The 13,754-nt window shown below is 62.2% G+C and carries 9 protein-coding genes; 5 read left to right on the top strand and 4 right to left on the bottom strand.

Features of this window, described 5'->3' with window-relative positions; all coding sequences use genetic code 11:
• Positions 1 to 26: 26 nt before the first annotated feature.
• Positions 27 to 767 (bottom strand): helix-turn-helix transcriptional regulator, encoded by a 741-nt coding sequence (locus ABAC460_RS32235; protein WP_023452773.1) that lies wholly within the window; start codon positions 765 to 767, stop codon positions 27 to 29.
• 437 nt (positions 768 to 1,204) lie between these two features.
• On the opposite strand from ABAC460_RS32235, the gene ABAC460_RS32230 reads away from it, so the two are divergent.
• Complete coding sequence (locus ABAC460_RS32230) at positions 1,205 to 1,975, top strand: response regulator (RefSeq protein ID WP_023452772.1); 771 nt, start codon at positions 1,205 to 1,207, stop codon at positions 1,973 to 1,975.
• A gap of 49 nt (positions 1,976 to 2,024) precedes the next feature.
• Positions 2,025 to 2,528, top strand: coding sequence for a response regulator (locus tag ABAC460_RS32225; protein WP_031236582.1), 504 nt, complete (start codon positions 2,025 to 2,027; stop codon positions 2,526 to 2,528).
• Positions 2,529 to 2,607: 79 nt separating this feature from the next.
• Here ABAC460_RS32225 and ABAC460_RS0124335 read toward each other — a convergent pair whose 3' ends face one another.
• Together ABAC460_RS0124335 and ABAC460_RS32220 are read right to left on the bottom strand one after the other, a co-directional pair.
• Complete coding sequence (locus ABAC460_RS0124335) at positions 2,608 to 3,612, bottom strand: hypothetical protein (protein WP_023452770.1); 1,005 nt, start codon at positions 3,610 to 3,612, stop codon at positions 2,608 to 2,610.
• Entirely contained in the window at positions 3,596 to 5,353 is a 1,758-nt protein-coding gene (locus ABAC460_RS32220) for a DUF885 domain-containing protein (RefSeq protein ID WP_031236579.1), read from the bottom strand. The genes ABAC460_RS0124335 and ABAC460_RS32220 overlap by 17 nt, the downstream gene beginning before the upstream one ends.
• An 89-nt stretch (positions 5,354 to 5,442) precedes the next feature.
• Here ABAC460_RS32220 and ABAC460_RS32215 point away from each other — a divergent pair, with 89 nt between their 5' ends.
• The gene (locus ABAC460_RS32215) at positions 5,443 to 7,842 is read left to right on the top strand and encodes a glycoside hydrolase family 127 protein (RefSeq protein ID WP_023452768.1); all 2,400 of its coding nucleotides are present in this window, start codon (positions 5,443 to 5,445) and stop codon (positions 7,840 to 7,842) included.
• A complete protein-coding gene (locus ABAC460_RS32210; protein WP_031236578.1) occupies positions 7,839 to 9,395 on the top strand; it encodes a family 43 glycosylhydrolase in 1,557 nt (518 codons plus the stop codon). The genes ABAC460_RS32215 and ABAC460_RS32210 overlap by 4 nt, the downstream gene beginning before the upstream one ends.
• Before the next feature lie 198 nt (positions 9,396 to 9,593).
• Here the strand turns inward: ABAC460_RS32210 and ABAC460_RS32205 are convergent, their stop codons facing one another.
• On the bottom strand, positions 9,594 to 10,583 hold the full coding sequence (locus ABAC460_RS32205; RefSeq protein ID WP_031236577.1) for a cupin-like domain-containing protein: 990 nt from the start codon (positions 10,581 to 10,583) through the stop codon (positions 9,594 to 9,596).
• A gap of 200 nt (positions 10,584 to 10,783) precedes the next feature.
• Between ABAC460_RS32205 and ABAC460_RS32200 the strand changes: the two genes are divergently transcribed.
• Entirely contained in the window at positions 10,784 to 13,726 is a 2,943-nt protein-coding gene (locus ABAC460_RS32200; protein WP_031236576.1) for a TonB-dependent receptor domain-containing protein, read from the top strand.
• The last annotated feature ends 28 nt before the right edge of the window (positions 13,727 to 13,754 follow it).

Genomic DNA, 13,754 nt, shown 5'->3' with positions numbered 1-13,754 from the left:
TCCGCCCTGATTCTGGCAAAGGATGGTCATCCGATCAGGCCCCGCCGCATGGCCTCGGCAACGGCCTGGACGCGGTTCTGGGCGCCCAGCTTGCGCGTCGCCGTCTTGAGGTAGGTGTTCACCGTGTCCACCGAATAGACGTCCTCGGCGGCGATGTCTTCGCTGGTCAGCCCGCCAGCCGCCCGCTCCAGGCAGTAAAGCTCGCCGCGCGTCAGCTTGAGGGCGTGGTTCAGGCTCCCCAGCGCCGGGCGGGCAAAGGCCGCGTGTACCGTCATGGCGACAAGCTGCAACAGATTGCACTGTCGTTCGCTCAACGCCTTGTCCGTAATGAGGCATAAGGAGCCGATCGCCTTGCCGTTATGGTAGATCACAATGGCCGTACGCTCGGGGATGCCATGCCGGCGCAGAAGATCCAGAACCTCATGGCCGTTGCGACGCGCCTCGGTTGTGGCGAAGGCTTCGCTGTCGCGGCAAACGCTTTGGCCTTGCCGGAACTGCGTCATCAGGGGGTCAAGGTCGGCGTAATCGCCGGCATAATATTCAGCCAGATACTCGGGCGGAAAATCGTTCAGCAGGAAGGTGCCGGTGCCGACGGTCATCGCTTCGATATTGAGGCCGGAGATGGAAATGTGCCGGAAGGGCACAATCTCCCGAATCTGATCGATCAGGACGTGCTGCGCCTGTTCTCCCGATAAGGCGACGGCCTCCAGCGCCTTGCGTACGGCTTCCGCAGACTGACCGGGGACGATCCGAGCATAGCTTCCCATGATCCGCTACTCCTAAAAATTGGACAAGGTCAAGATCAAGCGTTTGTATTAAAATTAGGTTACCGCTAGGTGGTTGTAGTATAGAAAAATTTCAATAGCGTGAAAATTTTGCATGTTTTTAGCGTAAAGGGCCAAAAAAAATCCGATAAGATGAGCATTGTGAATGATATTTATTGGATTTTAGCGTGTTAAGCATGGGGTGATGGAAGTTTTATATTGCTATTTAGCGCATATTATCATCATTAAAATCATTTATAATGCAAGTCTGGGCCAGATTTTTAGCCTTTTGCACTAAAATTTACATAAATTATTCTGTTAGAATACATAAAGTTGCTTGTATTTGGGTGATCCTGTCTCCGGTGTAAGAATGATTTAACACTCTGGTAACGGTGAGGCGGTTATAAAAGCCCTATATTTAGGACTGCCGGGGAATTCTTATGGATAAGACCGCCCTCATTTTAGAGGACAGCAAGACCCAGGCGCAGATTATCGCCCGCATGATCGAGGCGCAGGGCTGGACCGTCATTCACTGCGAAGATGTCAGGGCCGCCAGCGAGACGCTCACGCAGATGCGCGTCCATGTCATGTTCCTGGATGTCTTTGTCGGGTCGTACAATGCGCTGCTGCATGTCGAACGCTTCCGCAAATCGGCGCCGCAAACCCCGATTGCGGTCATGACCGCCGGAAACAGCCGTGAAGCCATTGAGGAGACGCTGAAAAGCGCGCGCCGTTCCGGCGCCGACTTTGTCCTGCGCAAGCCCTTTACCGAGACCCTGGTCCGCAGTGTTCTGGAGACGGTCGGCCTGGATGTCGAAGCCGGGGCGCGGCGTAAACATGTTCTGGTCATCGACGACAGCCAGACCGTCCGCAGTATAGCGACCGGCGCCTTGCGGGACGCCGGTTACCGCATCTCCGAAGCCGGCACGATGGAGGAGGCCTTCAGCAATGTCGACATCGCCCACATCGACCTGGTCCTGTGCGACGTCTTCATGCCGGGTATGGGGGGATTGAAGGGCATGCGGACGATCAAGTCGACGTGGCCCGCGGTCAATATTATTTCGATGTCCGCCGGCATGGAGAGCAAGGTGAGCCACCAGGATGCCCTGAATGCGACGCGAAGGTTCGGCGTCGAGGCGCAATTGGCCAAGCCCTTCGCGCCTTCGGACCTGATCGAGTTGACGCAAATGCTTCTGGGCCGGGCGGCCTGACGGCGCCGGTTTATACGGCAGGCGACGATTTGGAAAGCGCGAGGCGGCGGTGCACACGGCGGATTACGGCAGATTAAAAGTCCTGATTGTAGATGACAATCAGCATATGCGGCACATCATGAAAACCGTGCTGAAAGGGATTGGTGTCCTGAACCCGCGTGAAGCCCGCGACGGCGCGGAGGCCCTGGCGGTCCTGCAGCATTTTCCGGCCGACATGGCGCTGGTGGATTACAGCATGACCCCGCTGGACGGCATCGAGTTTACGCGGATGGTGCGGACTTCGGTCGACAGCGGCAACCCGTATCTGCCGATCATCATGGTGACCGGCCATTCCGAACGGTCCCGCGTCAATGCGGCGCGTGATGCCGGTATTACCGAATTTGTGGTCAAGCCCTTGACGGCCAAGTCGCTGCTGGCGCGCATGGAGGCTGCGGTCGTGCGGCCCAGGCCGTTTATCAAGTGCCGCGGCTATATGGGGCCGGATCGCCGCCGCCGGCGTGAGGACGCCTATCAGGGACCCTACCGGCGAGAGGTAGACGGCGTTATTGCCTGAGCGTGCCCGGCCCGCGGTTACCTCTTCACATCGCAAGACAGGCCCATCCACCTTCAGGCACGTTCTAACGTGCGGCGCCCTAGGAATAGCAGTCGTTCACCAGGTCGGCCTTGGCGCTGTTCATGCGCGCCGGGTGGCGGTAGAAAACGTCGGCCTTCAGATGATGATTGCCGCCATAGACCTCGCCCAGGACGGCATAGAGGCCCGGATCGTGGGTTTTCAGCTCGTCGTCATTGACGATGGTGACGTCGTCCGTCTTGTAGGCCATGTTCGAGTTGAACCAGAACTGCGTCCCTTCCGCCCAGTACTCGTCGATGTTCAGCGCCATATAGGCGCCGCGCCAATAGCCCTTCGCCTTGGCGGTGGCGAAGGCCGTTTCGATGCGGCGGTAAAGGGGCTGGTCGACGTCGCGGATGGCGTTGAGCAGGTTGTGCGAGAACTCATGCACCAGGATGTTCTCGCCGTAATAGCGGGTGTTCGGCAGGCCCAGCAGATTTTCCTCGGCGCCCGTCGTATACAGCCCGCCCATGCCGCGCGCCCGCATCGCCCAATAGTCGCGGTCGGTCATGGTGCCGATGGTCGTGGCATAGTCGCGGACATCGCACTTCGACAGGCGCGGATCGTCGATAGCCGGTTTCTTCCAGTCGGATTGTTCGGGCAGGTCGGTGGTGGTTTCGTTCAGGGACATCACCCCGACCCGGGCGCCTTGGCGGACCAGTTCGGCGCGCAGGTCGGGACGGTGGATCAGCATGTCGTCGACCAGGTCACGGGCGATGTAGACGACCTTGTCGGGGACCTTGTTCGAGGTCGTGATCGGGATGCCGCCGGCGTCGGCGTATTTCTGGTAGAACGGATCGACCGCCAGGGTCGGTGGCGGTGGGGCGAGGCTGGCGGTGCAGGCCGGGAGAGTGCACAGTGCGATGCCTGAAACAACGAGGCATCTGAACCCGCGGTATACCCCTCCACCCCTTCGGGGTCCCCCTCCCCACTTCGTGGAGAGGAGGGAGCTTTTGACTTCATCCGCGACCGTCCTGATGCTGGCAATCCGCGTTAAAAGTGTCGTCTTTTTACTCTTCGTCGGCATAGGGGCTCTTGCCGCCTTCGGCGATGAAACGGTCAACACGCGCCTCCAGAACCGGCAGCGGCACGCTGCCCAGTTCCAGAACCGTATCATGGAAGGCGCGGATGTCGAATTTTTCACCCAGAGCCGCCTCGGCCTTGCGGCGCACCTTCCAGATGACCATCTCGCCCAGGTAATAGCTCAAGGCCTGGCCCGGCCAGGCAATGTAACGGTCGACCTCGGTCGTTACCTCGTGCTTCGACAAGGCCGTATTGTCCAGCATGAAATTCTGCGCCTGTTCGCGCGTCCAGCCCTTGGCGTGGATGCCGGTGTCGACCACCAGGCGTGCCGCCCGCCACATCTGGTAGCTCAGCATGCCGAAGCGCTCATAGGGCGTCTGGTAGATGCCCATTTCATCGCCGAGGCGTTCGGCGTACAGCGCCCAGCCCTCGCCATAGGCCGAGATGTAGGTCTGCTGGCGGAACGCCGGCAGGCCCTTGTTCTCGGCCGCCAACGGCATCTGGAAGGCATGGCCCGGCGCGGACTCATGAAGGGTCAGGGCGGGGATCGAGTACAGCGGACGTGCCGGCAGGTTCCAGGTATTGACCCAGTAGCCGCCCGGACCGCCGCGGCCGCCGGTGTAAAACGGCGCCAGTTCCGGCGCCACCGGATAAATGCCGAAGCGCGAGCGCGGCAGGCGGCCGAAATACTGGTCGGCTTTGCCGTCGAACAGCTTGGCCGTCCAGGCGGCGCGGTCCAGCAGGTCCTGCGGCTTGGTGACGTAGAACTGCGGATCGGTGCGCAGGAAGTCGAGGAAGGCCTTCAGGTCGCCGGTAAAGCCGACTTCGGTCATGATGGCCTGCATCTCCTTGCGCAGGCCGGCGACTTCGTCCAGGCCGATCTGGTGGATCTCTTCCGGTGTCATGGTGACGGTGGCGTATTCGCGGATCTGGGCCTGGTAAAAGTTGCGGCCGTCGGGCAGGTCGTAGGCGGCCAAAGACTTGGTGGCCTTGGGCATATAGTCCTGGCGCATGAACTTCAGCAGGTCGCGGTGCGCCGGGATGACCTTGTCGCGGATGGCGGCCGTGGCGGCGGCGCGCAGTTCGGCCTGTTTCGCCGCCGGCATGTTGGCCGGCAGGGTCTTGAATGGCAGGTAGTAGATATTGTCTTCGATCGTGGGCGCGTCGATGACGCTGGTGATGGTCAGGTCGCGGCCCTGCAGCGACACCTGCGGCAGGGTGAAGCCGCGCTTCAGGCCCGCCCGCATGTTATCGCTATTGTCCTTGAAATAGCGCGGCATGTCGTTGAGCTGGGCGATGTAGTTGCGGTAGTCGTCTTCGGTGCGGAAGGTGCCGCGCGCCATGCCGGTCAGGTCGCTCCAGAAGGAGGTGTCGCCGCTGACCGGGCGTTCGTAGAGCTTGTACTTTTGCCCGTCGATCGCCGTCTCGATCTGATAGCGGTAGACCTGGTAGTTTTCGGCTTCGCGCGGCGACAGGGACTTGACGTCGATGCCGTCGAGTTGTTTCAGGACGTTCTGCCAATAGGCCAGCTTGCGGTCCTGTTCGGCCTTGGAGACATCGGGCAGGCGCGGGGCGACGTCTGTCTTGCCGGCGTCCTCGTCGGCGGCCGCGTGTTCACTGCGCCAGGCCCATTCCGTCTCGTAGATCTTGCGGAAAGCAGCATCGGTGGCATCATCGGCCAGGACCGGCATGGAGGTCGCAGCCAGGACCAGGGCAAGGGCAGTTGCCCGCAGCAGAACTCTCATATTTCGGCCTCGATTGGGTGTTGTCACAGAATTGTATACCGTATAATAATGTCTTGGCAACCGTCCGATTTTGCGCCAGCGAGGCTTATATGATCCGCAATTCGTTTTCCGTCGACCGCCGTTTCCTGCTGCGTGGGGCGGCCGGTGGGACCTTGCTGGCGGCGGCTTCCGGTGGCGCCATGGCCGGGAGCGCGGTGACGGTGCCGACGGCGGCGACCTCGGTGCCGCTGAAGGATGTCCGCCTGTTGCCGTCGCCGTTTCTGACCGCGGTCGAGGCCAATACCAAGTACCTGATGTTCCTGTCGCCGGACCGGATGCTGCACAACTATCACAAGTTTGCCGGCCTGCCCGTCAAGGGTGAACTGTATGGCGGCTGGGAAGCCGACACCATCGCCGGTGAGGCCTTGGGCCACTACCTGTCGGCCCTGTCGCTGCTGCACGCCCAGACCGGCCATGCCGAGGCGAAGACGCGTATCGAATACATCATTTCCGAACTGGCCAAGGTCCAGGCGGCGCACGGCGACGGCTATGCCGCCGGTTTCATGCGCAAGCGCAAGGATACCTCGATCGTCGACGGCAAGGAGATCTTCCCGGAGATCATGGCCGGCGATATTCGTTCGGCCGGCTTCGACCTCAATGGCTGCTGGGTGCCCTTCTATAACTGGCACAAGCTGTTCGCCGGGCTGATGGACGCCCAGACCTTTGCCGGGGTCGATGCCGGGATTCCGGTGGCGGTCGCCCTGGGCGGCTATATCGAAAAGGTGTTTGCCGCGCTGAACGACGAACAGGTCCAGAAGGTGCTGGACTGCGAGCATGGCGGCATCAACGAATCCTTTGCCGAGCTGTATACGCGGACGAAAGACCCGCGCTGGCTGGCCCTGTCGGAGCGCATCTATCACCACCGTATCCTGGATCCGCTGACCGCGGGTGAGGACAAGCTGGCCAACAACCACGCCAATACCCAGGTGCCGAAGCTGGTCGGGCTGGCGCGGCTGTACGAGATCACCGGCAAGCCGGGGTACCGCAACGCCTCGTCCTTCTTCTGGGAGCGCGTGGTCAACCACCATTCCTTCGTCATCGGCGGCAATGCCGACCGCGAATATTTCTTCGAACCCGACACCATCGCCAAGCACATCACCGAGCAGACCTGCGAAAGCTGCAACACCTACAACATGCTGAAGCTGACGCGGCACCTGTATAGCTGGACGCCGGATGCGAAGTGGTTCGACTATTACGAACGCGCCCATCTCAACCACATCATGGCGCACCAGAACCCGGAAACCGGCATGTTCGCCTATATGGTGCCGCTGATGTCGGGCACCGGCCGTGAGTTTTCGACGCCGGAGGATTCGTTCTGGTGCTGCGTGCTGTCGGGGATCGAAAGCCACTCCAAGCACGGCGACAGCATCTACTGGCAGTCGGACGACACCCTGTTCGTCAACCTGTTCATCCCGTCGAAAGTGTCGTGGAACAAGGCGGCCTTCGAGCTGACGACGCAATACCCGTATGACGGCAGGATCGCGTTTGCCGTGAAGCAACTGGGTGGCGCGAAGACCTTTACGGTAGCCGTGCGTATCCCGGGCTGGGCGAAGTCGAATGTTCTGAAGGTCAATGGCCAGCCGGCCCTGGCGACGATCGACAAGGGCTATGCCCTTATCCGCCGCAAGTGGAAGGCCGGCGATGTCGTGACGCTCGACCTGCCGCTGGATCTGCGCTTCGAAGGCACGGCCGGCGACGACAAGGTCGTGGCCCTGCTGCGCGGCCCGATGGTGCTGGCGGCCGATCTCGGCTCGATCGAGGCGCCGTGGGAAGGCGATGCGCCGGCCCTGGTCGGCGCCGATTTGCTGGGGTCGTTTACGCCGGAGTCGGTCGAGCAGGCGGTCTATCGCAGCAACGGCATCGGCCGTCCCGGCGACATGACCTTCCGGCCGTTCTATTCACAATATACCCGTCGCACAGCGGTCTATTTCAACCGCTACAACGACGCCGAATGGGCCGAGGCGCAGGTCGCCTACCAGGCCGAGCAGGCGCGTCTGAAGGACTTGGCGGCGCGGTCGGTCGACGTCATGCACCTGGGCGAGATGCAACCCGAGCGCGACCATAACCTGCAGACCCAGGGCAATTCTTATCCGGTGGTTTACCGCGCCCGAAACGGCCGCGATGCCCGCACCGGCGGCTGGTTCACCTTCGAGATGAAGGTGCAGAAGGACGGGCGCGATCCCGGGCCGCTGGTGCTGGAGGCGACCTATTGGGGCTCGGAGTTCAACCGCAGCTTCACCATCGAGGTCGACGGCACGGTGATCGCCCATGAACGGCTGTCGGGCCGGCAGCCCGGCGCCTGGGTCGATGTCGACTATCCCATTCCGCATGAGCTGACCAAGGGCAAGGCCAAGGTGACCATCAAGTTCAACGCCCAGGAGGGCAAGACGGCTGGACCGGTCTTCGGTGCGCGTCTGTTCACAGCGGCTCCGGCGGGGACGGCGGCATGAAGCGGTTGATTTTGAGTGCAGCCTTGTTGCCGTTGATGGCCTGCGCCACAGTCCAGGCCGACCCGGCGCTTGAGAGCCGTGCCGTGCATGCGGCGGTCAATCCGATCCTGGCCGACGGGGTGGACTATACCACCGACCCGGCGCCGATCGTGGCGGACGGGAAGTTCTATGTCCTGACCGGCCGCGACATGGCCGAAGACGGCGTCAACGACTTCATCATGCCGGAGTGGCAGATGCTGGCGACCGGCGATCCGAAGTCGGGCGAGTGGACGCACTATCCGCACTTTATCCGGCCGGAAAACGTGTTCACATGGGCGACGCCGGCGCGGGCCTATGCCGCCCAGATCGTCCAGGGACCGGATAAACGTTACTATTTCTATGCGCCCGTGATGCAGGAGGGAAGCACCAACAAGGACGGTTTCGCCATTGGCGTCGGGGTCTCCGACAGCCCGCTTGGGCCGTGGGTCGATGCCCATCCGGCGGGTCCGGTGGTGTCGCAGTCCTATCCCGTGGCCAATGATATCCAGAACATCGATCCGACCGTCCTGGTCGACGATGACGGCCGGGTCTTCCTCTATTGGGGGACGTTCGGGCGGCTGAAGGGTGTCGAGCTGGAACGCGACATGGTGACCTTCAAAGGCCAGCCGGTCGATGTGAAGAGTTTGACCGGTTTCTTCGAGGCGCCGTGGATCTTCAAGCGCAAGGGCACCTATTACATGGCCTATGCCGGCAACAAGGCCGGGCCGGAGTCCGAGTGCACCGAGGCCGTCTATTATGCCTGTATCGCCTATGGCACGGCGTCGTCACCCCTGGGGCCGTGGACCTATCGCGGGGTGATGCTGGAGCCGGTGTCGTCGACGACCTCGCACCCGGGCATCGTGGAGTTCAAGGGCAAGTGGTACATCGCCTATCACAATGCCGATGCCGTCGGTGGCGGGCATTTCCGCCGCAGCGTGGCGGTCGATGAAGTGCTTTGGGACGACAGTGTCTCGCCGGCGCGGATCAAGACGGTGGTTCAGACGCGTAATCTGCCGCCGCCGGTGCCGGCGCGCAATATCGCCGCCGCCGCCCGGGTCACGGCGTCGAACGCGCCGGTGCCGGTGCAATACTGGCTGAGGGCGCTGAATGACGGCAAGGTGCGGATGGCGCCTTTGCCGCCCGACATGTGGGCGACCTGGACGCCGGACAATCCCAAGCAGCAATGGGCGCAGTATAACTGGGACCAGCCGGTGGTTTTGAACGGCGCGCGGATCCAGTTCTGGGGTGACCAGCCGGCCGGTTCCGGTGTCGGGGTGGCGCCGCCCAAGGCGTGGCATCTCGAATATTGGACGGGCTCGGCGTGGTCGGCGATTGCGGCGGAGTATCCGACGGCGGATGGGTTTAATTCTGTCAGCTTTGCGCCTGTGACGACGAAGTGTCTGCGGGCGGTGTTCGACGCTTCGACCGATGGCAAGACGTTCGCGGCCGTGGCGGCCCAGGAATGGGAAGCCCTGACACCGGAGGCGACAGTGGTGACGCCGGTTAAGGGGATGGCGAGCAAGGAATGCTCGTAACTTTATCCTCCACCGCTTGCGGGGGAGGTGTCGAGCAAGGGAGCCTTCTTAGGCGACCGCGTCGAGACGGAGGGGGAGCCGGGAGCTCGGAGCTTGTAACGCCCCCTCCGCTTCGACGCGCTTCGCCCCATAGGGGGGGGCTCGCTTGCTCAGCACCTCCCCCGGCCTCGCCGGCAGGCAAAGCGGTGGAGGATAAGTTTATCCCAGCCCCTTCTTTAGGTTTGCTTTGATCCTCGCCACCAGCTCCGGGGTCAGGTCGCCCAGGCTGCCGCGGTCGCCCGGCGGCAGGTGCGACAGAGCCTCGTCGTTGAAGACATAGTAATTGAAGACCGACTTCCACAAAGCCTTATGCCCTTCCGGCATATCTCGCAGGGCCAACAGCGAATGGAACAGGGCGTCGTACGGCTGGGCCGCCATGGCCGGGGCATCGTCCCACCAGTAGTTCACCAGCACATTGAACGCCGACAGCGATCGCACCTGGTGCCACCAGCCGTAGGGAATATACAACCCATCGCCCGGTTCGAGTTCGACCTCCATCATCGAGGCCTGGGCGAAGGCAAAGCGTGGGTAACGGTCCAGGTCCGGCGCTTCCGGATCGACCATGGCCACCGGCACCCCACCGATCGTGCGATCGAACGGCCCGGGATACATGTTGGGTAGCTGATCGGGTGGCAGCAAAAGGAACTTACGCCGGCCGGTCACCACGCAGGCCAGGTTGTGGTTCAGATCATAATGCGCTCGCGTCACCGTGCGGTTGCCGATCCAGATGCGTGGCTCGACCGTGTCGGGCAGCAGGTCCAAATGGTTCTCGGCCCTGACCTGAGGCATGTGGCGAAACAGTTCAGCCGACTGGACATAAACAGAGGTCGGCCGCGCGTTCGCCTTCTCAGTGATAAGCCGGTCCAGCGCCTGGGGGATGGGGGCAGGGCCGTAGCGGAAGTTCTCACTCTTCGTATCTGCGCCATAGAAGAAGTGGCCGTTTATGTCCGGCGCGCCGACATAGACCCCGGCGACCTGGCCGTTATCACGCGCCTTCAGGTACGCTACCAGGGCTTCATCGGACGCGCGCCCCGCCGCCACGGCGGGCCAGTCCCCTGCCATGCCCTTCAGTACGGCGGGACGATTCGCCGGGCAAATCTCACCCGAAAACTGCGCCCGGCTCACATCCCGGTACACGGAAACGGACATATTCCACCTCCAAAAGGTGATATTAAAACATCACTGTCACACAATCGTATACGGTATTTCACATTCCGTATAATATATATTGACGATTCAGGGCGCCGGTGGCCCTTTAGTTTCAGGGGTCGCGTATCCACCGGCCCGTAGTAGCGTACAGTGCGCCGGGGAAAGCGCGAACCGACTTTGGAAGAAGAAGGGTTCGCTAAATGAAAAAAAGTAACCATAAGGCGTGGATTATGGCCGGGGCGGCCGTGGCCGCCATCAGCACGGGTTTCCTGTGCAATACGGCCTTCGCGCAGGACGACACGGCCGCCGCTGTGGCGACGGCCGAAGAAAACGTCGTGGTCGTCACGGGTACCCGTATCCGCCGGCCCAACCTGAAGAGCGCCTCGCCGATCACCACGGTCGATGAACGCGAAGTCAAACTTCAGGGCGCCATCGCCGTCGACAGCTTCCTGAAGGCCCTGCCTTCCATGGAAGCCGGCAACAACGAAAACCAGTCCAACAATTCCGATGGCACGGCCGGGGTCAACCTGCGCAGCCTGGGCGGCAACCGCAGCCTGGTCCTGGTCGACGGCCAGCGCCTGCTGCCGCAGCAGGGCGTGGACCTGAACTTCGTCCCCTCGACCCTGATCGAGCGCACCGACGTCCTGACGGGCGGCGCGTCGTCGGTTTACGGTTCGGACGCCATGTCGGGCGTCGTCAACTTCATCATGCGCAAGCGCCTGGACGGCGTCCGCGTCGACGCCCAGTACAGCATCTATCAGCACAATAACGATGACGAGGACCTGCGCGCCCTGCATAAGTCGCGCGGCATCGTGCTGGCGCCGGAAAACGTCTGGGACGGCGCCAAGTACGACGCCAACATCGCCATCGGCGCCAACCTGGCCGATGGCAAGGGCAATGTCACCGGCTATTTCGGCTACCGCAAGATGGAGGCCGTGACCCAGGACGCCCGCGACTATTCGGCCTGCGCCCTGTTCGAGGCCTCGGCGACCAGCTTCGGCTGCGGCGGTTCGGGCAACCACGCCTATGGCCGCTTCCGTCCTCTGACCGGGCCCAACGCCAACACCGAGTTTGCGAACTCTAAGGACGGCAGCAAGACCTGGGTGCCGAACGATGGCTCGTTCGCCTACAATTACGCCCCGTCTAACTATACCCTGCGCAATTCCGAGCGCTACCAGGCCGGCGGCTTCGTCAACTACGTGTTCAACGACCACGTCAAGTTCGACGGCAGCGCCATGTTCATGGATGACCATTCGGTGTCCCAGGTGGCGCCGTCGGCCATCTGGTTCGGTCGGCCGTTCACCGTCAACTGTGATAACCCGTTGATGAGCGACGACCAGAAGATGAAGCTGTGCGGATCGACGACCTCGACCGCCGACGCCTCGACCTGGGTCGCCTTCCGCGCCGCCACCGGCCCGGGCCGCCGCAACGACATGCGCCACACCAACTACCGCTTCACCGCCGCCCTGTCGGGCGACATCAGCGACGCCTGGAACTACAATGCCAGCGTCCTGTATGCCAAGACCCTGGGCCAGTTCAACTACCAGAACGACATCAACCAGGACAAGGCGGCCAATGCGCTGCAGGCCATCAATTCGGGCGGCTCTGTCGTCTGTAAGGGCGGCCAGCAGGGCTGCGTGCCGATCGACATCTTCAGCAGCAAGGGCCCCAGCGCCGAGGCCTATGCCTATATCTACGCCCCGACCTTTACCCGTAACGAACAGGACATCCTTGTCTACAACGCCTATGTCTCGGGTGACCTGGGTGAATACGGCATCCGCTCGCCGTGGGCCGAAGATGGCATAGCCGTGGTTCTGGGCGTCGAAAGCCGTAAGGAAACCCTGGACGAGAAGCGCGACGAAACCCAGCTGGCGGCCGGTTCGGCCAATGCCGACGGCGAGGTGCAGGCGAAGGAAATCTTCACCGAAATCCAGATCCCCGTCGTCGCCGACAAGCCCGGCATCCACAGCCTGGACTTTTCGCTCGGTTACCGCGCCTCGACCTTCAATGTCTCGTCGTCGACCACCACCGGTAGCGAGAAGAAGACGGACACCTGGAAGGTTGAAGGCCGCTATGCCCCGACCGCCGACATCCTGTTCCGCGCCAGCTACAACAAGGCCATGCGCGCCGCCAACATCTCGGAGCTGTTCGCGGCCCAGGGTGTCGGCAATGTCGCCCTGATCGACCCCTGCGCCGACGCCACCCAGACGGCGACCAAGGAGCAGTGCCTGCGTACCGGCGCCACCGCGGCCCAGTACGACAACAAGACCATCCCCCAGACCCCGGCCGATGTCGGCTCTGCCCTGGGCGGCGGTAACCCGAACCTGAACCCGGAAGAAGCCAAGACCACCACCTTCGGGTTGGTGTTTACGCCGCAGGGCATGCGCAACTTCTCGGCCAGCGTCGACTACTTCAAGATCCACATCGACGGCTATATCGGCACGGTGGATTCGAGCGTGACCCTGGCCCAGTGCCTGAACACCGGCGATCCCTATTATTGCGGCCTGATCCATCGCGATCCGGCTACCGGCGCCCTGTTCGGCTACAACACCAAGGGTGGCTACATCATCGGGACCAACCTCAATACCGGCTTCCTGGAAACCACCGGCTTTGACGTCACCGCCAACTATGTCCTGGATACCGGCCATGGCGATGTCACCTTCTCGCTGGTCGGCACGCTGCTCGGCTCGCTGGAAACCGAGGTTCTGCCGGGCCTGGGCTCCTATGACTGCAAGGGGCTGTATGGCCCGATCTGCGGCCAGCCCTCGCCGGAATGGCGCCACAACCTGCGCACCACCTGGGCGACGCCGTTCGAAAGCGCCTGGCTGCCCGCCGCCGTGTCGGTCAACTGGCGTTATGTCGGCAAGACGGAGCTGTCGCGTAACACCGACGATCCCTTCCTGTCGGGCAACAAGTCGGTGCTCAACGCCGAGATCGAAGCCTATAACTACTTCGACCTGACGGCGGTCTATAACCTGCCGTACAATGTCACCCTGCGCGCCGGCGTGACCAACATCTTCGACAAGTCGCCGCCGGCGATCGACGGTGGCCTCCTGGCCGAAAACGGCAACGGCAACACCTATACCAGCACCTATGATCCGCTGGGCCGGATGTTCTTTATCGGTCTGTCGTCGGCCTTCTAAACCATGTGAGTGTCTAAGCGTATCGGCG

The sequence above is a fragment of the Asticcacaulis sp. AC460 genome (assembly GCF_000495795.1).
Classification (GTDB): Bacteria; Pseudomonadota; Alphaproteobacteria; order Caulobacterales; family Caulobacteraceae; genus Asticcacaulis.
This window is presented reverse-complemented; position numbering and strand designations above follow the sequence as displayed.

What these genes read in the sequence shown, in the direction of transcription:
- ABAC460_RS32215 (WP_023452768.1), top strand. Translation starts at nt 5,443, where the DNA reads ATGATCCGCAATTCGTTTTCCGTCGACCGCCGTTTCCTGCTGCGTGGG.
- ABAC460_RS32205 (WP_031236577.1), bottom strand. Translation starts at nt 10,583, where the DNA reads ATGTCCGTTTCCGTGTACCGGGATGTGAGCCGGGCGCAGTTTTCGGGT.
- ABAC460_RS0124335 (WP_023452770.1), bottom strand. Translation starts at nt 3,612, where the DNA reads ATGCCGACGAAGAGTAAAAAGACGACACTTTTAACGCGGATTGCCAGC.
- ABAC460_RS32200 (WP_031236576.1), top strand. Translation starts at nt 10,784, where the DNA reads ATGAAAAAAAGTAACCATAAGGCGTGGATTATGGCCGGGGCGGCCGTG.
- ABAC460_RS32235 (WP_023452773.1), bottom strand. Translation starts at nt 767, where the DNA reads ATGGGAAGCTATGCTCGGATCGTCCCCGGTCAGTCTGCGGAAGCCGTA.
- ABAC460_RS32210 (WP_031236578.1), top strand. Translation starts at nt 7,839, where the DNA reads ATGAAGCGGTTGATTTTGAGTGCAGCCTTGTTGCCGTTGATGGCCTGC.
- ABAC460_RS32220 (WP_031236579.1), bottom strand. Translation starts at nt 5,353, where the DNA reads ATGAGAGTTCTGCTGCGGGCAACTGCCCTTGCCCTGGTCCTGGCTGCG.
- ABAC460_RS32230 (WP_023452772.1), top strand. Translation starts at nt 1,205, where the DNA reads ATGGATAAGACCGCCCTCATTTTAGAGGACAGCAAGACCCAGGCGCAG.